This is a genomic window from Sphingomonas sp. LR55 (assembly GCF_036856015.1).
Classification (GTDB): Bacteria; Pseudomonadota; Alphaproteobacteria; order Sphingomonadales; family Sphingomonadaceae; genus Sphingomonas.
On sequence record NZ_JASPFO010000001.1, the window covers coordinates 3,872,734 to 3,892,152 of the forward strand.

The following is a 19,419-nucleotide window of genomic DNA, read 5'->3' on the forward strand; positions in this document are numbered from 1 at the left end:
ACGCCCAGTCCCGTCCCGACCAGAAACCCCGGCGTGGCCTGCCCGATCGCAAAGCCGACTCCTGCGCCGCCCAGCATGCCGAGCGCGACGAGGAACCCGCCCGCGGCGTTGGGGTCCTTGTGGGGGGAGGGTGTCGCGGGAAGTCGGATCGGCCATCGGCCTGTCCTGCCACGCGCCGCGCGCGTATGCCAGCTACCCGGCGCTGCTCGATGCTCCCTATCCGGTTTATGCGATGCCGGCCTCACGTCGCGCCGGGCTACTTACGCTGCCGGCGAGCGCTCACGCATCATGTCACGCCTATGCCCGGATGAAACGTGGCGGAAATACGGCGTTACATACTGTTCCGCCACGACAAGCCCGGCTAGGAGCCGGACATGGTGTCCCGCGTCGGGCGAGCCGGGCCGGCCGCCGCCTTTTTCGTTCTGACGACCGCCGGGGCCGTATCCGCCGCGGGCGCACAGATCACGCCTGCTCCCGCGCAGACTTTGGCAACGCCATCAGCCGGCCCGGCTGCCGATACGCCGATGTCGCTCGACCCCAATTCACCGCTCGCCGCGCTCCCCGATATCGGTGTCGCCTGGCCTGACCTCGCGACGTCGCCGATGGACCCGGCGGCGACGATCGCCGCGGTCGATGCCAATGCGGAGAGTCGCTATGCGTGGCGGATCGACGGTATCGACGGCATCAACGACACGCTGCTGCGCCAACGATTCGCAGCACTCTCGACGCTCGACGCCAATGATCATCAGGCCGCGAACGCCGCGCAACTCGATCGGCGGGCGCGCGAAGATGCCGATCTGCTCAACAGCCTGCTCCGTGCGCAAGGCTATTACGATACCAACGTCGTCACGCGGGTCGAGCCAGGCGCGAAGCCGATGGTCGTGCTGTCGGCCACCCCCGGCACGCTCTATACGTTCAAGGGCGTGACGATCGACGGCATAGCCGCGGCGGGCGACAAGGCGCCGGGGCTCGTGACCGCGTTCGGCGTGAAGCCCGAGGATCCGGTCAATTCCGACGCGATCGTCGCGGGGCAGGCCAAGCTGACGACGCAGATCGGCCGCGAGGGCTTTCCGTTCGCCAAGGTCGGCGACCCCGCGATCGTCGTCGATCACGCAACCCGTACCGCGACGCTCGATCTGTCCGTGCAACCCGGCGGCGCGCGCAAATTCGGGCAGATCGTTGCGCTGCCCGGCAACCGCGTGTTCGGCGCCGACCACGTCGCGGAGATCGCGCGGTTTTCGCCGGGCGACCTGTACGACGCGACCAAGCTGGACGATCTCCGCCGCGCGCTGATCCAGACCAGCCTGGTGTCTTCGGTCGATCTGAAGCCGGTGCAGGGCGCCACGCCCGATACCGTCGACGTTGCGGTCAAGCTCGACCCCGCGCCGCCGCATACCGTCGCGGGCGAGCTCGGCTATGGTACCGGCGAGGGCGCGCGCGGAACTCAGCTGGACGCACCGCAACCTGTTCCCGCCCGAGGGCGCGCTGACGTTGCGCGGCGTCTTGGGGACGCAGGAACAGCTCGGCTCGATCGTGTTCCGGCGCAACAATTTCCAGGCGCGCGACCGTGTGCTGACGCTCCAGGCGTCCGCGGTGCACACAAACCGCGACGCCTATGATGCGAAGACGTTCTCGCTCGCGGGCAGCCTCGAGCGCCAGACCAATATCTTCTTCCAGAAGACCTGGACCTGGTCGGTCGGTGCCGAATTGCTCGCGTCGGACGAGCGCGACGTGATCCTGTCGACCGGCGACCCACGCCGCCGCACCTTCTTCATCGGCGCGTTGCCGACCAGCCTTAATTACGATGGTTCGGACGATCTGCTCAACCCGACCAAGGGTTTCCGCCTCGGCGGGCGGCTCAGCCCCGAAGTATCGTTGCAGGGCTCGGTGTTCGGCTATGCGCGGACGCAGTTCGACGGCAGCGTCTACCAGCCGTTCGGCAGTCGGGTAGTGCTCGCAGCCCGCACCCGCCTCGGTACCATAGTCGGCGCGCCGCGCGATCAGGTCGCGCCGTCGCGGCGTTTCTACGCCGGCGGCGGCGCGTCGGTGCGCGGCTATGGCTATCAGTCGATCGGCCCGCGCGACCCCAATAATGATCCGATCGGCGGCCGCAGCCTGACCGAATTCTCGATCGAGGCGCGGGTGCGCGTGCTCGGCAGCTTCGGGATCGTGCCGTTCCTCGACGCGGGCAACATCTACACCTCGCCGCTGCCGAAATTCACCGGGCTGCAATACGGCACCGGGATTGGCGTGCGCTATTATTCGAACTTCGGCCCGATCCGTCTCGACGTCGGCACGCCGATCAATCCGCAACCGGGCGATAGCCGGATCGCCGTGTACGTTTCGCTGGGGCAGGCGTTTTGACCGAAGACGTCGTTCTTCCGAAGCGTCGGATCGCGTGGTGGCGGTGGATCGTCAGCGCCCTCATGGCGTTGCTCGTGATCGTCGGTACCGCGTTGCTCATCGTCGACACGGGGATCGGCCACCGCTTCGTCGCGGACCGGATCGCGGCGATCAAGACCGCTAACGGGCTACGCTTCACGGTCGGGCGGATCGACGGCTCGCTATACGGCGATACGCGGCTGATCGATCTGCGCGTGTACGATCTTGAGGGGCTGGTCTTCCAGGCGCCCAACGTCACGCTCGACTGGTCGCCGTTCGACTGGTTTTCGAACCGGCTCGAGATCCAGCGGCTGATCGTCGATCGCGCGATCCTGACTCACACGCCGCGCACTCGGCCGTCCAAGACGCGCGGCCCGATCCTGCCCGATTTCGATATCCATATCGGCAAGCTCTCTGTCGGACGGCTGACGCTGGCGAAGCGCGTGCTGGGGACGCAGCGGATCGGTACGCTCGAAGGGCACGCTGACATCCGCTCGGGCCGGGCGCTGGTCGACCTGAAGGCACGCGTTGCCGGCAGCGACGATCTGAAGCTGCGGATCGATGCCGAGCCCGCACGTGATCGCTTCGACATCGACGTCGCCGCAAAGGGGGCCGCGGGCGGTGTGCTCGCGCGGATGGTGAAGGCGAAGGGGCCGGTCGCGCTCGCGGTCGCCGGTGACGGCAGCTGGGCCAAATGGAACGGCCGCGCGAACGGCATGGTCGGAACGACCCGAGTCGTCGATCTCGCGCTCGCACAAGTCGCCGGGCGCTACACGCTGTCGGGTACGCTTTCGCCGTCGTCGCTGCTGCATGGTCGCCTGCAACGGCTGACCGCGCCACGCGTGCTCGTCAACGGCAGCGCGGGGTTCGCTAACCGTCGGCTGGACGGCCAGCTTTCGCTCCGCACGCCAGCGCTCGCGATCGATACGACGGGGATCGTCGATCTCGGCGCAAACGCCTACCGCGACGTGCGGATCAAGGCGCGACTGCTGCGACCGCCTGCGCTGTTCGACAACATGACCGGCAACATGGTCGAGCTCCGCGCAATCCTCGACGGCCCGTTCGCGACCGCAGCGTTCGACTACCGCCTCGACGCGAGCCGCTTCGCGTTCGACCAGACCGGTTTCGAGAACGCGCACGCCGCCGGCAAGGGCCGCCTGTCCGCCGCGCCGGTGACCGTCCCGATCCGCTTCACCGCCGCGCGCGTGACCGGAGTCGGCAGCGTGGCGGGCGGGATCCTGCGCAACCTGTCGGTCGACGGGCTGCTCCGCGTGACGCCGACGCTACTCACCGGCGACGCCCTCAAGCTCCGGTCCGACAAGCTCACCGGCAGCATCAATCTGGCGGTCGACCTGCGCAACGGTCAGTTCGAGGTCGGCATCAACGGTGGCTTGGGGCGGTATCTGATCCCCGGTCTCGGCATCGTCGACGTGAAATCGACCTTGCGGGTCGTCCCCGGCCCGAACCGCAAGGGCACGCGCGTCATCGGCCAAGGCAGCGCGCAGATGGTGCGGCTCGACAACGCCTTCTTCCGCAGTCTCGCGGGCGGGTTGCCGCGGATCACCACCGACCTCGAACGCACCACCGACGGCGTCCTGCACTTCACGAACCTTGTGCTAACCGCGCCGCAGATCCGGCTGACCGGGAATGGGTATCGCCGGCGCGATGGCACTTTCCATTTCGATGGCGGCGGGCGCCAGCAGACCTACGGCCCGCTCACGCTCAAACTCGACGGCCAGATCGAGAAGCCGACGCTCGACCTCGTGTTCGCCAGCCCCAATGCCACGCTCGGCCTGTCGAACGTCCGCGCGCATCTTGATCCGACGGCGCAGGGGTTCGCGTTCACCGCGGGCGGAGGATCGCGGCTCGGCCCGTTCACCACCAACGGCGCGATCCTGTTGCCGCCGGGTGCCGGTGCGACGATCCAGGTCGCCGCACTGAACGTCGCCGGCACGCGCGCGAGCGGCAATGTCGCGGTGGTCGATGGCGGCTTCAACGGCGCGCTGGCAGTCGCAGGCGGCGGTATCTCGGGTGAACTTCTGTTCCGCCCAGTCGGCCAGATCCAGCGCATCGAAGGGCATCTCGCCGCCAAGGCCGCGACGCTCGACACCGTCGCGCTCCGCTCGGGCAAGCTCGATTTCGTCACGTTGCTCGATCCCGCCGGTACCTCGATCGAGGCCACCGCAACCGGCCTCGGGCTGCGTCGCGGCGCGCTAAGCCTCGCCCGGTTCAACGGGTCCGCGTCGCTCCGTGGCGGCGTCGGCACGATCAAGGCGTCGATCGCCGGCTCGCGCGGTCGGGCGTTCGACATCCAGAGCGTCACGCAGGTCACCGCCAACAGCTACGCGATCTCGGCGCAAGGCACGCTCGATGGCCGGCCGCTGAAACTGCTCACCCCGGCAATCGTCACCCAGGCCGAGGACGGCTGGCACCTCGCGCCGACCAGGCTCAGCTTCTCCGGGGGCGAGGCACAGGTCGGCGGCCGCTTTACCGCCGCCAGCACCGCGATCGACGCCAGCCTGACGCGGATGCCGCTCGCGATCCTCGACATCGCGTATCCCGGGCTCGGCCTCAGCGGCAGCGCGTCGGGCAGCGTCACGGTCGCGACCGCGAACGGTGCCGCGCCGACGGGGAAGGCGAACGTCACGATCCGCGGGCTTAGCCGCGCTGGCCTCGTTCTCTCGTCACGCCCGATCGACGTCGGCGTCGCGGCGGTGCTCTCCCCCGACAAGCTCGGCCTGCGCGCCGTCATCGCGTCGGCGGGCAAGACGATCGGCCGTGCGCAAGCCCAGCTCGCGCCACTCGGGCAGGGGGATCTCGCCTCGCGGATCAGCAACGCCCGCCTGTTCGGACAGCTGCGGTATAGCGGCCCCGCCGACACGCTCTGGCGGCTCACCGGTGTCGAGTTGTTCGACCTGTCCGGCCCGGTCGCGATCGGCGCGGATGTCGTCGGCACACTCGCCAACCCGACGCTCCGCGGTATCGTCCAGGCGAACGGCGCGCGGATCGAGAGCGCGACCACCGGTACCGTCCTGTCCAACGTCCAGGCGACCGGCCGGTTCGGCGGATCGCGGCTCGTAATCGACCGGTTCGGCGCCGACGCCGGCAAGGGCGGGCGCGTCACCGGGACCGGCCAGTTCGAGTTCGCCGCCGCCAACGGTGTCGGCCTCGACCTGACCTTGCAGGCCGGCAAGGCGGTGATGATCAACCGCGACGACATCGGCGCGACCGTCTCCGGACCGCTCACGTTCAAGTCGAACGGCTCCGGTGGCACGATCGCGGGCGACGTTGTGTTGAACAAGAGCCGCTACCGCCTCGGCCAGGCCACAGCCGCCAGCGCGGTGCCGCAACTCAACATCCGCGAGGTCAACCTGCCAGACGGTGGCGAAGAGATCGAGACGCCGACCAAGCCCTGGACGCTGGCGATCAAGGCGCGCGCGCCGAACCAGGTGATGGTCAGCGGGCTCGGGCTCACCAGCGAATGGTCCGCGAACCTCCAGATCGCCGGTCAGCCCGAGAATCCGGCGATCACCGGCCGCGCGACGCTGATCCGCGGCGACTACGAGTTCGCCGGTCGCAAGTTCGAACTGGCGCGTGGCGTCATCCGCTTCGATGGACAGGTGCCGGCGAACCCCGCGCTCGATATCGAGGCGAACGCCGACTCGACCGGGCTCAGCGCGTCGATCCGGGTGACCGGTTACGCGCTGAAACCGGAGATCAGCTTCACCAGTACGCCCGCCTTGCCCGAGGACGAGCTGCTCTCCCGCCTGCTGTTCGGTACCTCGATCACCAACCTGTCGGCACCTGAAGCGCTGCAACTGGCGGCGGCGGTCGCGGCGTTGCAGGGCGGCGGCAATGGCCTCAACCCGATCAACGCGGTGCGCCGTGCGGCCGGCCTCGACCGCCTGCGCATCCTGCCGGCGGACCCGCAGACGGGGCAGGGGACGTCGATCGCGGCGGGCAAATACGTGACGCGGCGGCTGTATGCGGAGATCGTCACCGACGGTCAGGGCTATTCCGCAACCCAGGTCGAGTTCCAGGTTACGCGGTGGCTGTCGCTGTTGTCGAGCATCTCGACGCTCGGCCGCCAGAGCGCCAACGTCCGCGTGTCGAAGGATTATTGAATGATCGCGCCGGCCCGTTTCGCTAGGAAGAGTGCATGAAGCCCGTCATCTTCGGCCTGTCCGGCCCCGTGATCACCCCCGCCGAACGCACGTTCTTCGCCGAATGCGAGCCCGCTGGCTACATCCTGTTCAAGCGCAACGTCGTCGACCGCGCGCAGGTCCGCGCGCTGACAGACTCGCTCCGCGCGCTTGCCGGCCGCGACGACCTCGCCATCCTGATCGACCAAGAGGGGGACGCGTCGCGCGGATGGGGCCGCCGGAATGGCCGGCGTTTCCAGCGGGCCCGGCGTTCGATGCGGCTTATGAGCGCGCGCCGATGACCGCGATCCAGGCGGCGCGCGCCAACGGGCAGGCGCTGGGGGTGATGCTCAGCGAGGTCGGCATCACCGTCGACTGCGCGCCGCTGCTCGACGTGTCGCAGCCGGATACGACCGAGGCGGTGTCGTGCCGCACCTACGGGTCGGACCCGATGCGGGTGGCGGCGTTGGGTCGGGCGATGCTCGAGGGTCTGGCAGAAGGCGGCGTCGTTGGTGTCGTCAAGCATATGCCCGGTCACGGTCGCGCCAAGCTCGACACGCACCACCACCTCCCGACCGTCACCGCAACCGATGCCGAGCTCGAGATCGACCTCGAACCGTTCCGCACGCTCAACCAGGTACCGATGGGGATGACCTCGCATATCGTCTTCGACGCGTGGGACGCCGACCGTCCCGCGACGCTGTCGCCGATCGTGATCGAGCGGATCATCCGCGAGCGGATCGGCTTTGACGGGCTGTTGATGACCGACGATATCGACATGAAGGCGCTGTCTCGGCACCGCCGGCGACAAGGCGGCCGGGGCGATCGCGGCTGGGTGCGATCTGGTGCTCGATTGCTGGGCGCGGATGGACGAGATGGTCGAGATCGCCGGGCGGCTGGAGGAAATCTCGCCAGCGGCGCGCGCGGTTGGACCGGGCGATGGCGTCGGTCGGGGCGGCGAAGGGTAATTTTGCCGAACTGATCGCTACGAGGGACGCGCTGTTGGCGCGGGTCTGAGCTTATTTAAGACTAGTGCACATCTCCCTATTCACCTCCCCGGCGGAGGCCGGGGTCCAGTTGGAGAGGTCGCAGTAACGAAGCGCGACGCCGACAATTGACGTCCCCCAACTGGGCCCCGGCCTCCGCCGGGGTGGATCTTTGGTAAGCGTGGTGCTTGGAACCTGTGCTTCGATACGCGCCTTCGATACGGCTCTGACGAGCCTACTCGGCCGCTACTCAGCACGAAGGGTTTGGGGGGGCGTCAGTTTGCGGGGAGAGCTTGAGGTTGCGTGACCCGCCCCACGAGCCAGAGCCACGTCACTCCATCCGCGCGCCAGCGGTCCCCATCGCCAGCGCGTTCTCGCGCCAAGCTACCGCAACACCCCGGGATGCGCTGTTTTCTTGCATGATGTAGCGTGCGCCAATGGACGACGCCCAACTGACGCTGGATCTCGATGGGTGGGAGGGGCCGCTCGATCTGTTGCTATCGCTCGCGCGCGGGCAGAAGGTCGATCTGCGGAAGATTTCGATCCTCGCGCTGGTCGAGCAGTATCTCGCCTATGTCGACTCCGCGCGCGCTGAAGCTGGAACTGGCGGCGGACTATCTCGTGATGGCGGCGTGGCTGGCCTATCTGAAATCAGCGTTGCTGTTGCCGCGTGACCCGCTCGCCGAGCCGGACCCGGAAGAACTCGCGCTGCGGCTGCAACTCCGGCTCGAGCGGCTGAGTGCGATGCGCGAGGCCGGCGCCCGGCTGATGGCGCGCGATCGGACCGGGCGCGACGTCTTCCTGCGTGGGGCACCCGAAGGGCTGCGGACTGTGCGGAAGGCGGCGTGGCAGGCAGAAATCTTCGACCTGATCGCCGCTTACGGTCGGATTTCCGCGCGGACGCGGCCGGTGATGCACGTAGTCGCAGACCGCGAGGTGATGACGCTGGAGGCGGCGCTGGAGCGCGTGTCGATGCTGGTCGGCGAACGGATCGACTGGAGCGTGATAGAGAGCTTCCTGCCCGAAGCAGGCGAACGGTTGCGGCGCTCGGCGCTCGCATCGAGCTTCGTCGCGGCACTCGAACTCGCGCGACAGGGGAAGATCGACCTGCGCCAGGCCTCGCCGTTCGCGCCGCTCTATCTCAGGGCGCGCGTGACGCCGCCGGACGACTTCGTGCGCGCGGTGGAGGCGGTGCTGTTCGCGGCCGAGAGCCCGCTGACGATCGACTCGATCCGCGCGCATGTCGGGGCGGGCGATGTCCGCGCGGCGCTGGACCGGCTGACGGCCGATTATGCCGGGCGCGGTATCCATATCGTCCGGCGCGGCGAGCGCTGGCAGTTCCAGACCGCACCGGACATGGCGCACATGCTGCGCCGCGACCGCGAGGAGCCGCGCAAACTCAGTCGCGCCGGCATCGAGACGCTGGCGATCATCGCCTATCACGAGCCCGTCACGCGCGGAAATCGAAGCGATCTCGCGGGGTGCAGATCTCAAAGGGGACGCTCGACGTACTGATGGAGGCGGGCTGGGTGAAACCGGCGGGGCGGCGCGAGGTGCCGGGGCGGCCGCTTACGTTCGTGACCAGCCCTGAGTTTCTCGTCCATTTCGGGCTGGCGAGCCGCCGCGACCTGCCGGGGATCGACGATCTGCGCGCTGCGGGGCTGCTCGATCCGGTCGATCTCGCCTTTGATCGGCTCGACGATAATGAAGATGGCGGGGGGATGGCGCAATCTCTGGCATTGAGACGGGATGAGCCTTAGATAGGGTCCAGTTTTCAGGAGAATGGCCATGGGCGGTTTTAGCCCGATTCACTTGCTCGTCCTCGCGGTCGTCGCGATCCTCCTTCTCGGGGGCGGTCGCTTCTCGAACCTGATGGGCGATGTCGCCAAGGGCGTGAAGAACTTCAAGAAGGGCATGTCGGAGAACGACGACGAGACGCCGGCCAAGCCGTCGGCGCGGATCGAAGCGCAGAAGTCTGCCGATCCCGCGTTCGATCGCGATGGCAATCGCGTCCGCGACGACCGTCCTGCCTGAAGCAAGCATGCTTGAAGTTGGCAGAGTTGAAGACCCTAGATAGGCGCGGCTGAATGTTCGATATCGCGCCCTCCGAGTTCCTGCTCGTGGCATTCGTCGCGCTCGTCGTGATCGGTCCGAAGGACCTCCCCAAGGCGATGCGCGTGGTCGGCTATTGGGTCGGCAAGGCGCGCGGCGTCGCGCGGCAATTTCGCTCGGGCTTCGATTCGATGGTTCGCGAGGCCGAACTCGAAGAGATGGAAAAGCGCTGGGCGTCGGAAAACGAACGCATCATGCGCGAGCATCCGCAGACGGGTGCGGACGCAGCGGCGGATACCGCACAGGTCGTGCATTCGCCGGAAACGGACGAGCACCGGCGCGATTACCGGTCTATCGACGATGCGGACGATCATACGAACGAGCCGGTGATGGTCGAGAAGCCGGTAGTGGCTGCCGCTCCGTTCGACGGCGCTCTCCCCGCCGCGTCGTCGTCTACAGCGACCTCGTCCGACACGGCTGCGGTCCCGACCGACCCTGACGGTAAGCCGCTCGCGGATCGTGGTAAGGATGCTCTGGATAGCCCGGTCTCGACCGTGGTCCATCCCGACGACAAGACCGGCAAGTCCGACATAGCGTCATCGTGAGCGTCATGGTCGTGAACGCCTCCCCAAACGCCGAAAGCATAGCATGAGCGAGATCGACGCAAGCCGGGCGCCGTTGCTCGACCATCTGATCGAGCTGCGGCGGCGGTTGCTGTACTGCATCGCCGCGCTGGTCGTGACGTTCGGGATCGCGATGTATTTTGCCGAGGATATCTTCGGCTTCCTAGTCCATCCGCTGCTCGCGGCGGGGCAGAACAAGGTGATCTATACCGAGATCTTCGAGGCATTCTTCGTCCAGATCAAGGTGGCATTCTTTGCGGCGATGATGCTGTCGTTCCCGGTGATCGCGAACCAGCTCTGGCAGTTCGTCGCGCCCGGCCTGTACAAAAAGGAGAAGCGCGCGCTGCTGCCGTTTATCCTCGCGACTCCGGTGCTGTTTCTGACCGGCGCGGCGATGGCCTATTATATCGCCATTCCGATGGCGCTGCACTTCCTGCTCGGGTTCGACGGAATGGTCGGCGGGATTCACCGCGAGGCGCTGCCGGCGATCGGCAACTACCTGTCGTTCACGATGCAGTTTCTGTTCGGCTTCGGGATCTCGTTCCTGCTGCCGGTGCTGCTGATGCTGCTGGAGCGGGCAGGGATCGTCACGCGTAAGCAGCTGATCGGTGCGCGGCGCTACGCGATCGTTGCGGCCTTTGCGATCGCAGCGGTGCTGACGCCGCCGGATATCGGGTCGCAGCTGTTGCTGGCGATCCCGCTGGTCATTCTGTACGAACTCGCGTTGATCGGCATCTGGTTCACCGAGCGTAGCCGGGCAAAGGCCAAGGCGGTCGAGGGCGAGTCCACTGATATCGTCGAAAGCTGAAGGCTACCAAGGACCGATACGAAAACGGGGTCCGGTGCATGTGCACCGGACCCCGTTCCGTATCAAAAGCGCGAGGCTTACTTGGCGCTGTCTGCGGTCTTCGCGACGGTCTTGCCCGCCGATGCCACGTCCTTGCCTGCACCCTCAACGGTGTTGCATGCCGAAACCATAAGCGCGCCTGCGACGACAACCAATCCAACCAACTTACGCATGAAACTTCCTCCAAGAAAAGGCACGAATGCCACCGGGGGTGAAATGTTCGGGATCGCGGTTCGTTCCGATCGACCGGACACTATTTGCGCGGATTCAGCGGCTTGCGCACGGGCATCGCGCACCAGACGATAAAGGCCCGGATGCATCACCGGGGGGAGGGTGATGCATCCGGGCCTATGACTTGGACAGCGAGAGCGGGGGGCATAAAGTCGCTGTCCGAAATGTTGAACGGCGACCGCTCCAAGATGTTCCCGTCGCGCGACGATTATCCGAAAAAAACTAGGGCTAACAAGTATTAACCGTAGGCGACTTGCTGCCGATCAGTCGCGTCCCTTGACCGTGAACGCGATCTCGTAGGCGCCGACCAGCGGGTCGTGGTGCAAGGGCGAGCGCAACTGCCGCGACAGGCCTTCCATGACGCGGCCATAGCGCACGACGGCCTCGCGAAACGCATCGCTCTCCACGAGGGCGCGCGAGACGACGCGCAACAGCGCGCGTTCGGGCGCGTCGGCAGGCTTGACGACGATCCGAATCTGCGCGGCGGGATCACAGGATATCGCCAGCTCGATCGTTTCGGTCGCGAGGAACGCAATCGCCACGGCGACGTCCTGATTGACCAGGTATGGATCGATATCCAGCGTGATCCCCAATCCATGCGATCGTTCGGACGCGGTCGCACGAATGTTAGCCGACAGTTCGCCGATCATCGTCCGCAGGTTGAGGCCGCGATTCTCTTCGAGTTCGGCAAAATGATTACGGTGGACCACGGCGAGCGCATCGACGCGGCGCTGGATCGACGCATAGGCCACCGTCGCATCCTCGCTCGGCGCGCTCCGCGCATGGAAATTGATGAGGCTGGAAATGACCTGTAGGTTGTTCTTGACCCGGTGATGCACTTCGCGCGTCAATTTGGTCTGGCGGACGAGCCCCTCCGCGAGCCCGGCCTCGTGAAGGGCCACCGTCTGGCTGATCGCCTGGAAGGTGTCGCCAAGTTCACGGATTTCCTGTGCCGGCAATGTCCGGACTTCGCCCAGGTCGAGGGTTTCACCCGGTGTAAACGCGGCGACTGCACCCCGCAGGCGGCGGAGTGGTCGGATCAACAGACGGTCGACGACGAACCATGCGATGCTTGCTGCTGCAAGCCACATCAGCAACGGAAGCAGCATCGCCACAACCAGCGACGAGGTGACCGGCGCACTCCGAATGCTGGTACGCAGGGCGATCCCGGCAACGCCCAGATCGGTCCGCATCGTCTCCATCCGATCGAGCGGGCGTTCGTCAGGGATGGTCTCGAGCGTCAAGGCATCTTCGTCGAGCACCAGCGCGCTGCTGAAGGTGAGTGCGCGGCTGGATGGGCGGCCGATCTTTTGCAGGAACGGCTGCGGGAAATAGGCGCGGGCGAACGTATCGCCACCGGGCCCGGAGATCGCCAGCACCAGCCCACGGTTGGGGATGATATCCGCGGTGATCGGCATGTCGGTCTGGCGGAGTGCCGCAGGCATCGGGATCGGTGTGCCGCATAATACGGTGCCGGCGCGGTCGGTGATGACGAACCGTGTACCGGCGGAGGATTGCTGGGCGAATACGCCTTGGGCGCGCGCAACTCGGCGCGTCGGCGGGATCGTTACCGAGCGCGTTCACCGCGACCCGCAACGCGGTCATGTCGCCGACCAACTCGATCGCGATCGCCCGCGCGCTTTCGTTCGCGGTCACGCGCAGGCGCGCCCGTGCCTCGGTATCGGCTAGGCGGGTCGTCTGGAAGGTTGCGAAAACGGCTATGAGCGCCAACGGCAACAATGCCGCGCTCAGGATCAAGAACAGCTTGGCGCCCGTGGGCAGCCGTCCCATCGCCGAAATCAGCCGGGTTTCGCGTCGGCCGTCGGTCTGGTCGACATGCTCGGTGGCAATGGCGGCGACGGCGGACTGAGCTGGGATGGAATTTTGCGGCGAGGCCATGCGGCCCGCGCTCAGTCTAGCTTGCCGAGAAGGTCCAGCAGATCCTCCGGAATCGCCTCATCGACGGTTTTTTGATAAACCGAACGAAGGGCCGACCCCATTCGCTGATCCTTGTCCGGCCCCTTTGTGGAGGTGGTAGCAGGCACTGTATTCTGCGTGTCGTGGCCCAAACTCAAAACTTCCCCCTGCACGACGCGAACCTGATCATCTGGCATACCATGTCACAAAAGGGCGATATCCAAACCCGCCACGACGGATGTCGAGCGGGTTGCGGAGTCGCCTACGATGGAGGTGAAACCAAATACTGTCTCGTTAGTTCCCTGTTCAAGCGAAAATCGAACCTCTGGTCCAGCCCTATGTGCCTTTTGGATCAAAGGATGCTTTTTCGGCTATCGCCATTGCAATGATACGAGGCACCCGACACATGAGGGGCCGCGTAGGATCAGGGAGTATTCGTTACCCATGTCGCTTGGACAGCAACTCGCACCGCACCTTCCCTTTTGCGGCGCTACGGCCGGGCCCTGACCGGCAGTCAGATGCACGGCGACAAATATGTGCGCGCTACGCTCGAGGCGATCGTCGCCGCACCCGAAGAGTTTCCGCGGGACGTCGATCCTCGCCTGGGCCTGTATCGGATGTTCCAGGTAATCTGGAATTCGGCCAATTTCGACGAGGTTGCCGATGAAACGGTATCGGACGGCGGCGGTCATGAGGCAGTCGCCCGTGCGCGTCTCGCTCGTATGACGCCACTGTCGCGTCAGGCCCTGCTGCTGACCGCGATGGAAGGCTTCACGCCAGAGGACGCGGCCTATTTGATCGAGGTCGATTCGAGCGAAGTCGACGATCTCGTCGCCGAAGCACTTTCCGAGATCGAGAGCCAGACGCGGGCCAAGGTCCTCATCATCGAGGACGAGCCGATCATCGCGATGGATATCGAGACGATCGTTCGGGATCTCGGCCATGACGTGACCGGTGTTGCCGTTACCCGCGACGAAGCGGTCGCGCTGGCGATGGAAACGCGGCCGGGCCTCGTACTGGCCGACATTCAGCTTGCCGACGACAGTTCGGGCATAGACGCCGTCAAGGATATCCTTGCCGAGTTCGAGGTTCCGGTGATCTTCATCACCGCATTCCCCGAGCGTCTGCTGACCGGCGAGCGTCCCGAGCCGACGTTCCTGATCACCAAGCCGTTCCAGCGCTCCACGGTGAAGGCGGCGATCAGCCAGGCGCTGTTCTTCGATCAGGCGACCGTTCCTGTCGCGTAAGATCGCCGGCTGACATGCGGCGTTAGCGGTCAGTTTTTCCAACCGCTTGATCGCGTGTCCGTGTCGATGCATCTTGGGTTCGCTTCCGTAAATGGTTGCGGACCCAAAACGGTTTTCGGGGGTTTACTCGACATGGCTGATCCGAACGAACCCATTCATATTGCCACCGAAGATGCCCGCGCAGGCTCCACCCCGCATATGACCCGGTATATCCTCGTCATATCCCTGGTGCTCGTCATAGCGATATTTGGCTTCCTCGTTATTCGCTGACATAAGTTAGGCGTACATGGCTGGCATTGCCGGTGTGAACGCCTATGTTTGCCTGCAACCTGCTACGCTTGAAGCAGCACGTCCGACGACGCGCTCGTAAGCTAACGATCGATACTGACAGGATTTTCATGGTTCAGCCTGCTCCACATACCGACGATGAGGACGATATCGACGAAGTCGTCGCGCCGGTGGAGCATGTCTCTTTGTCCGACGCCGAGTTCAAGGTTCAGCTTGCGCAGGTGATCCCTCATCTGCGTGCGTTCGGACGCTCGCTATCCGGAAGCCGCGATCTCGCGGACGATCTGGTTCAGGAGACGCTGCTCAAGGCTTGGGCCGCACGTCTGCGGTTCCAGGCTGGCACCAATATGCGCGCCTGGACCTTCATCATCCTGCGCAATCTGTATCTGTCGCAGATGCGCCGCGCGCGCTTCAAGGGCGAGTGGGACGATCTGGTCGCCGACCGTATCCTCGCCGCGCCGGCGAGCCAGGATCGCCACGTCGAACTCGGCGACATGCAGCGTGCACTGATGCATCTCCCGCAGCCGCAGCGCGAGGCGCTGATCCTCGTCGGTGCAGGTGGTTTCGCATACGAAGAGGCCGCGGAAATCTGCAACGTCGCGGTCGGCACGATCAAGAGCCGCGTCGCGCGCGGTCGCGTCGCGTTGGAGACGATCCTGACCGACGGCTCGCTGCCATCACGCCGCGATCATGAGACGGACACCAGCAAGACGGCGCTCGATCTCGATCATGGGTGACGTCGAACATCTGAGTCGCGGTCGATAAACGGAGATGCATAGCCCTCACTCCGGAGATGTTCCGGGATGGTCGGTGCCGCAGTTCACTGTCTGAAAGTTACGCGGTGCCGTGGACGCCGGAATTGGTCGGCGATGCTGGACCGCTTCGGACAGGCGTGCCCAAATCATGGCCTGACTAAGCTGGTGCCGCCCGGGTGGCTTCCCGATCAGTGGAAGCTCTGACCCGTTCCATCCAGTTGGCGCAAAAGCCGCGCCATATCGGCGGGTAAACCATCCTGTTCACCAAAGGCATTGCGCAGCACATCGCCGACCGCGTCGGTGACGCGGGGGCGCCGCACGATCTGTTGGCCATCGGTTTCACGTTTGATCGTTAGAAAAGAATACATCATACCGCGCACAACGTGCGATCGCGAAATTCGTTGCTTTCGTTTGTCAAGCGATACTTTTATTATTGAGTATTGCGGGGTGGTCATGCCGAATACTGAACATAAGTTAGATAATGCGGTTGATCGCGCCCGCTTGTGGTCGCCATTTCTAGCAATGATCCTCGACCGTGAACCGGTCATCGCGCGGTCGCTCGCGGCGGGACGTCTTGATCTGGGTTTTTCGAGCGCCAAGCCCGATATGCCGGTCGCGAAACGGTTGAGGCTCGAACGGCGCGCGATGGCGCTCAACGTCGCCGTCGGCGATCTGGCGGGCGTGCTCGACCTCACCGCGGTGACAGGGGCGCTGACCCGCTTTGCCGACTATGCACTCGACACCGCGATCCGTGCCGCGATCGAGGAGCGGACGCCCGGCGCCGAGCCGCTCGGCTTTACCGCGATCGCGCTCGGAAAGCAGGGTAGCGGCGAACTCAATTATTCGTCGGACATCGATCCGATCCTGCTGTTCGACCCCGCGACGCTGCCACGGAAGCCGCGCGAGGAGCCTGAGCAGGCGGCGGTGCGGATCGGCAAGCGCGTCGTCGAACTGCTCCAGGCACGTGACGGCGATGGTTATGTCCTGCGCGTCGACCTGCGGTTGCGGCCGTCGCCCGAGATCACGCCGATCGTCCTGCCGGTGGAGGCGGCGATCGGCTATTACGAGGCGCAGGCGCTGCCGTGGGAGCGCGCCGCGTTCATCCGCGCGTGCGGCGGCCGGCGACATCGCTCTGGGGCAGGGGTTTCTCGACGCGATTCGGCCGTTCGTCTGGCGGCGTGCGCTCGATTTCGGCGCGATCGGCGAGATCCGCGGCATTTCGGCGCGGATCCGCGATCACCATTCGCAGGGGCAGGCGTTCGGTGCGGGCTATGACCTGAAGCGCGGGCGCGGCGGGATACGCGAGGCGGAGTTCTTCGCGCAGATCCACCAGCTGATCCATGGCGGGCGCGATCGGAGCGTCCGTGCGCCCGCGACTCGCGATGCGCTCGCGCGGCTGGCCGAGGCGGGCTGGATCGGCACCGACGAGTCGCAGGCATTGATCGATGGCTACACGCTGCTCCGGACGATCGAGCACCGCGTACAGATGATCGACGATCGCCAGACTCATGCGCTGCCGACCGGGGAAGCGCTCGACCGCGTCGCCAAGCTGCACGGGTTGGAGGATGCGGGGGCGCTGCTGGCGTTGCTCGCGCCGCGGGTGGCGGCGACCGGGCGGATCTACGATGCGCTCGACGACACGGTGCGTCCCGCCTTCTCGCATGACTCGGTAACGCTGGAGGCGGATCTCGCGGACGCCGGGTTCGACGAGCCCCAGCCTGCGCGTCGTCGGATCGAGGCGTGGCGGGGCGGGGCCTATCCCGCGCTGCGCAGCCCGGCCGCGCGCGAGGCGCTGGAAGCGGTGCTGCCGACTCTCGTCACCGCGTTTGCGACCGCGCCGGTGCCGCAGGCGGCGTTGCTCAGGCTCGATGCGCTACTCGAACGCCTGCCGAGCGCTATCAACATCTTCCGCCTGCTGGAGGCGCGGCCGGGGTTGGCGACGTTGCTTGCCGCGATCCTCAGCCACGCGCCGACGCTCGCCGACGATCTCGGGCGACGACCCAACCTGCTCGACGGGCTGATCGACGCGACCGCATTCGAGCCGGTCGGCGATATCGCGGCGCTGGAGGCGGCGATGCGCGCAGGCGAGGCCGGGGGCGATTACCAGGCCCGGCTCGATCATGTCCGCCGGGTGGTCGGCGAATTGCGGTTTGCGCTCGGGGCGCAGATCGTCGCGGGCGCGTCCGATCCGCTGCACGTCGCCGCCGGCTATGCGCGGGTGGCGGAGGCGGCGATCGGCGTGCTGGCGCGCGCGACGATCGAGGAGTTCGCCAAGACGCACGGGGCGGTGCCGGGCAGCGAACTCGTCATCCTCGCGCTCGGCCGGATGGGCGGGGCGATGCTTACGCACGCGTCCGATCTCGACCTGATCTATCTGTTCACCGGCGACTTCACGGCCGAGTCCGACGGGCCGAAACCGCTTGGCGCAACGCTGTATTACAACCGGCTCGCCCAGCGTGTGACCGCGGCGCTGTCGGTCGCGACCGCCGCCGGTCCGCTCTACCAGATCGACACGCGGTTGCGGCCGTCGGGCGGGCAGGGGCCGCTGGTCGTCACCCTCGACAGCTTCGCCCGCTACCAGCGCGAGGATGCGTGGACGTGGGAGCATATGGCGCTCACCCGGGCCCGCCCCGTGTTCGGCTCGCCGGACGCGCGCGCCGCGGTCGCGGAGATCGTGCGCGGGGTGCTCGAAGGCGATCGCCCGACCCGCGATGTCGTCGCGGAGGCCAAATCGATGCGCGCCGACATGGCGGCGCACAAGCCGCCCAAGGGACCGCTCGACGCCAAGCTTCTCCCGGGCGGCCTCGTCGATCTGGAATTCGCGGTGCACGTCGTCCAGCTGGTCAACCGCGCCGGCTTTGATCCCAATCTGGGCACCGCGATCGATCGACTTACGACTAAAGGCCTTGTCCCGCCGACGTTGCTTGCTGCGGATGACGTGCTGACCCGGCTGCTGGTCACGCTCCGCCTCGTCGCGCCCGATGCTGCGCCGCCGGGTCACGCGACGGAAGAACTGATCGCGCGTGCGATCGGCGTCGCGGACTGGCCGGCGGTGGTTGCCACGCTCGAATCGACGCGGCAGGAGGTTCGCCGGTTCTGGACACAAGTGACGGGAGAGCATGATGGATGAAGGCGCAAAGATCCCCGACGTGACGGTCACGATTGACGAAGCAGCCGTGTCGCTGGCGAGCCTCGGCACGCCGCTTGTGGTGTACTTCTACCCGAAGGACGACACCTCGGGCTGCACCACCGAGGCGAAGGACTTTTCCGCGCTCGCCGACGCGTTCCAGACTGCTGGCGTAAAGGTCGTCGGCATCTCGAAGGACACGCCCGCCTCGCACGCGAAATTCACCGCCAAGCATGCGCTTACCGTGCAACTCGGTAGCGATGTCGACGGCGTCGCCTGCGAAGCGTTCGGCGTCTGGGTCGAGAAGGCGATGTACGGCAAGAAATACATGGGGATCGAGCGCGCGACGTTCCTGTTCGGCGCCGACGGTACGCTCGCCAAGGTGTGGCACAAGGTCCGCGTTCCGGGCCATGCCGACGCCGTGCTGGCCGCCGCAAAGGCGCTCTGAAGACGTTTCCGTAAGGCCCCGGGATTCGCAGATATTCCGGCGCCTTGCGGCATCGTTCCCGGCTAAGTGGCCTGATCCGCATCAACTCGCCGCATCAACCTGCCGCCCCGCCGCTAGAACGCCCGCGCGCCCTTGCCCGGAACGGCCGTATTTGGCCTAACTCGCATTGTCTGGGGCGCGGAGGGGCTGCGAGTCAGGACAGAGTTTCGGTGCCGTGCGCTTTCATGCGAACGGCCCTGCATTTTTGTGTCGGGGACCAATGGTCGAATTTACCGCAGCAGCCATCGTGACGCGCTTCAAAATCGCGTCCGTGACCGCCACATCATCCGTTTTCCGCCGTGTCGCCGGTGCTGCCGCAATGATCGCGCTATCCG

Annotated in this window: 11 protein-coding genes and 7 pseudogenes; 14 read left to right on the forward strand and 4 right to left on the reverse strand. The window is 66.0% G+C overall.

Going from position 1 to position 19,419, the window contains the following annotated elements:
- The first annotated feature begins 374 nt into the window (after window positions 1–374).
- From QP181_RS18755 to tatC, 8 genes and pseudogenes are all read left to right on the forward strand, one after another.
- Window positions 375–2,364: pseudogene (locus QP181_RS18755) on the forward strand (autotransporter assembly complex protein TamA).
- Between the two features lie 62 nt (window positions 2,365–2,426).
- The gene (locus tag QP181_RS18760) at window positions 2,427–6,506 is read left to right on the forward strand and encodes a translocation/assembly module TamB domain-containing protein (protein WP_333929682.1); all 4,080 of its coding nucleotides are present in this window, start codon (window positions 2,427–2,429) and stop codon (window positions 6,504–6,506) included.
- A gap of 35 nt (window positions 6,507–6,541) precedes the next feature.
- A pseudogene (locus QP181_RS18765) lies at window positions 6,542–7,541 on the forward strand (glycoside hydrolase family 3 N-terminal domain-containing protein).
- Between the two features lie 406 nt (window positions 7,542–7,947).
- A pseudogene (locus QP181_RS18770) lies at window positions 7,948–8,659 on the forward strand (segregation and condensation protein A); the annotation flags it as partial.
- A gap of 90 nt (window positions 8,660–8,749) precedes the next feature.
- Window positions 8,750–9,270 (forward strand): annotated as a pseudogene (gene scpB, locus QP181_RS18775) (SMC-Scp complex subunit ScpB); the annotation flags it as partial.
- Between the two features lie 28 nt (window positions 9,271–9,298).
- Window positions 9,299–9,544, forward strand: a complete 246-nt coding sequence (locus QP181_RS18780) for a Sec-independent protein translocase subunit TatA (protein WP_056416986.1) — start codon at window positions 9,299–9,301, stop codon at window positions 9,542–9,544.
- Between the two features lie 53 nt (window positions 9,545–9,597).
- Complete coding sequence (tatB, locus tag QP181_RS20165; RefSeq protein ID WP_443027568.1) at window positions 9,598–10,167, forward strand: Sec-independent protein translocase protein TatB; 570 nt, start codon at window positions 9,598–9,600, stop codon at window positions 10,165–10,167.
- 43 nt (window positions 10,168–10,210) lie between these two features.
- Window positions 10,211–10,993 carry a twin-arginine translocase subunit TatC gene (gene tatC, locus QP181_RS18790; RefSeq protein WP_132738053.1) on the forward strand — a complete coding sequence of 261 codons (783 nt, stop codon included), beginning with the start codon at window positions 10,211–10,213 and terminating at the stop codon, window positions 10,991–10,993.
- Window positions 10,994–11,070: 77 nt separating this feature from the next.
- Here the strand turns inward: tatC and QP181_RS18795 are convergent, their stop codons facing one another.
- Both QP181_RS18795 and QP181_RS18800 read right to left on the reverse strand, forming a co-directional pair.
- Window positions 11,071–11,205 carry an entericidin A/B family lipoprotein gene (locus QP181_RS18795; RefSeq protein WP_132738056.1) on the reverse strand — a complete coding sequence of 45 codons (135 nt, stop codon included), beginning with the start codon at window positions 11,203–11,205 and terminating at the stop codon, window positions 11,071–11,073.
- 321 nt (window positions 11,206–11,526) lie between these two features.
- The gene (locus tag QP181_RS18800; protein ID WP_333929463.1) at window positions 11,527–12,708 is read right to left on the reverse strand and encodes a sensor histidine kinase; all 1,182 of its coding nucleotides are present in this window, start codon (window positions 12,706–12,708) and stop codon (window positions 11,527–11,529) included.
- Between QP181_RS18800 and QP181_RS18805 the strand changes: the two genes are divergently transcribed.
- Together QP181_RS18805 and QP181_RS18810 are read left to right on the forward strand one after the other, a co-directional pair.
- Complete coding sequence (locus tag QP181_RS18805) at window positions 12,680–12,952, forward strand: hypothetical protein (RefSeq protein WP_333929464.1); 273 nt, start codon at window positions 12,680–12,682, stop codon at window positions 12,950–12,952. The genes QP181_RS18800 and QP181_RS18805 overlap by 29 nt on opposite strands.
- Window positions 12,953–12,983: 31 nt before the next feature.
- The gene (locus tag QP181_RS18810; protein ID WP_333929465.1) at window positions 12,984–13,133 is read left to right on the forward strand and encodes a hypothetical protein; all 150 of its coding nucleotides are present in this window, start codon (window positions 12,984–12,986) and stop codon (window positions 13,131–13,133) included.
- A gap of 40 nt (window positions 13,134–13,173) precedes the next feature.
- On the opposite strand, the gene QP181_RS18815 is transcribed toward QP181_RS18810, so the two are convergent.
- Window positions 13,174–13,377 carry a NepR family anti-sigma factor gene (locus QP181_RS18815; protein ID WP_333929466.1) on the reverse strand — a complete coding sequence of 68 codons (204 nt, stop codon included), beginning with the start codon at window positions 13,375–13,377 and terminating at the stop codon, window positions 13,174–13,176.
- Between the two features lie 247 nt (window positions 13,378–13,624).
- Here QP181_RS18815 and QP181_RS18820 point away from each other — a divergent pair.
- A pseudogene (locus QP181_RS18820) lies at window positions 13,625–14,427 on the forward strand (response regulator).
- A 398-nt stretch (window positions 14,428–14,825) separates the two neighbouring features.
- Window positions 14,826–15,480, forward strand: a pseudogene (locus QP181_RS18825) (sigma-70 family RNA polymerase sigma factor).
- A 178-nt stretch (window positions 15,481–15,658) separates the two neighbouring features.
- Here the strand turns inward: QP181_RS18825 and QP181_RS18830 are convergent.
- The gene (locus QP181_RS18830) at window positions 15,659–15,850 is read right to left on the reverse strand and encodes a hypothetical protein (RefSeq protein WP_443027569.1); all 192 of its coding nucleotides are present in this window, start codon (window positions 15,848–15,850) and stop codon (window positions 15,659–15,661) included.
- Between the two features lie 73 nt (window positions 15,851–15,923).
- On the opposite strand from QP181_RS18830, the pseudogene QP181_RS18835 reads away from it, so the two are divergent.
- Together QP181_RS18835 and QP181_RS18840 are read left to right on the forward strand one after the other, a co-directional pair.
- Window positions 15,924–18,600 (forward strand): annotated as a pseudogene (locus QP181_RS18835) (bifunctional [glutamine synthetase] adenylyltransferase/[glutamine synthetase]-adenylyl-L-tyrosine phosphorylase).
- Window positions 18,590–19,045, forward strand: coding sequence for a peroxiredoxin (locus tag QP181_RS18840; protein WP_333929467.1), 456 nt, complete (start codon window positions 18,590–18,592; stop codon window positions 19,043–19,045). Before QP181_RS18835 ends, QP181_RS18840 begins: the two are co-directional and overlap by 11 nt.
- Window positions 19,046–19,419 lie beyond the last annotated feature (374 nt).

Bases quoted from the DNA above. Each gene is read 5' to 3' on its own strand.
- QP181_RS18780 (WP_056416986.1), top strand. From the start codon at position 9,299: ATGGGCGGTTTTAGCCCGATTCACTTGCTCGTCCTCGCGGTCGTCGCG.
- QP181_RS18810 (WP_333929465.1), top strand. From the start codon at position 12,984: ATGAGCGCCAACGGCAACAATGCCGCGCTCAGGATCAAGAACAGCTTG.
- QP181_RS18800 (WP_333929463.1), bottom strand. From the start codon at position 12,708: ATGCCTGCGGCACTCCGCCAGACCGACATGCCGATCACCGCGGATATC.
- QP181_RS18760 (WP_333929682.1), top strand. From the start codon at position 2,427: ATGGCGTTGCTCGTGATCGTCGGTACCGCGTTGCTCATCGTCGACACG.
- QP181_RS18815 (WP_333929466.1), bottom strand. From the start codon at position 13,377: ATGCCAGATGATCAGGTTCGCGTCGTGCAGGGGGAAGTTTTGAGTTTG.
- QP181_RS18840 (WP_333929467.1), top strand. From the start codon at position 18,590: ATGATGGATGAAGGCGCAAAGATCCCCGACGTGACGGTCACGATTGAC.
- QP181_RS18805 (WP_333929464.1), top strand. From the start codon at position 12,680: ATGTCGGTCTGGCGGAGTGCCGCAGGCATCGGGATCGGTGTGCCGCAT.
- QP181_RS18795 (WP_132738056.1), bottom strand. From the start codon at position 11,205: ATGCGTAAGTTGGTTGGATTGGTTGTCGTCGCAGGCGCGCTTATGGTT.
- tatC (WP_132738053.1), top strand. From the start codon at position 10,211: ATGAGCGAGATCGACGCAAGCCGGGCGCCGTTGCTCGACCATCTGATC.
- tatB (WP_443027568.1), top strand. From the start codon at position 9,598: ATGTTCGATATCGCGCCCTCCGAGTTCCTGCTCGTGGCATTCGTCGCG.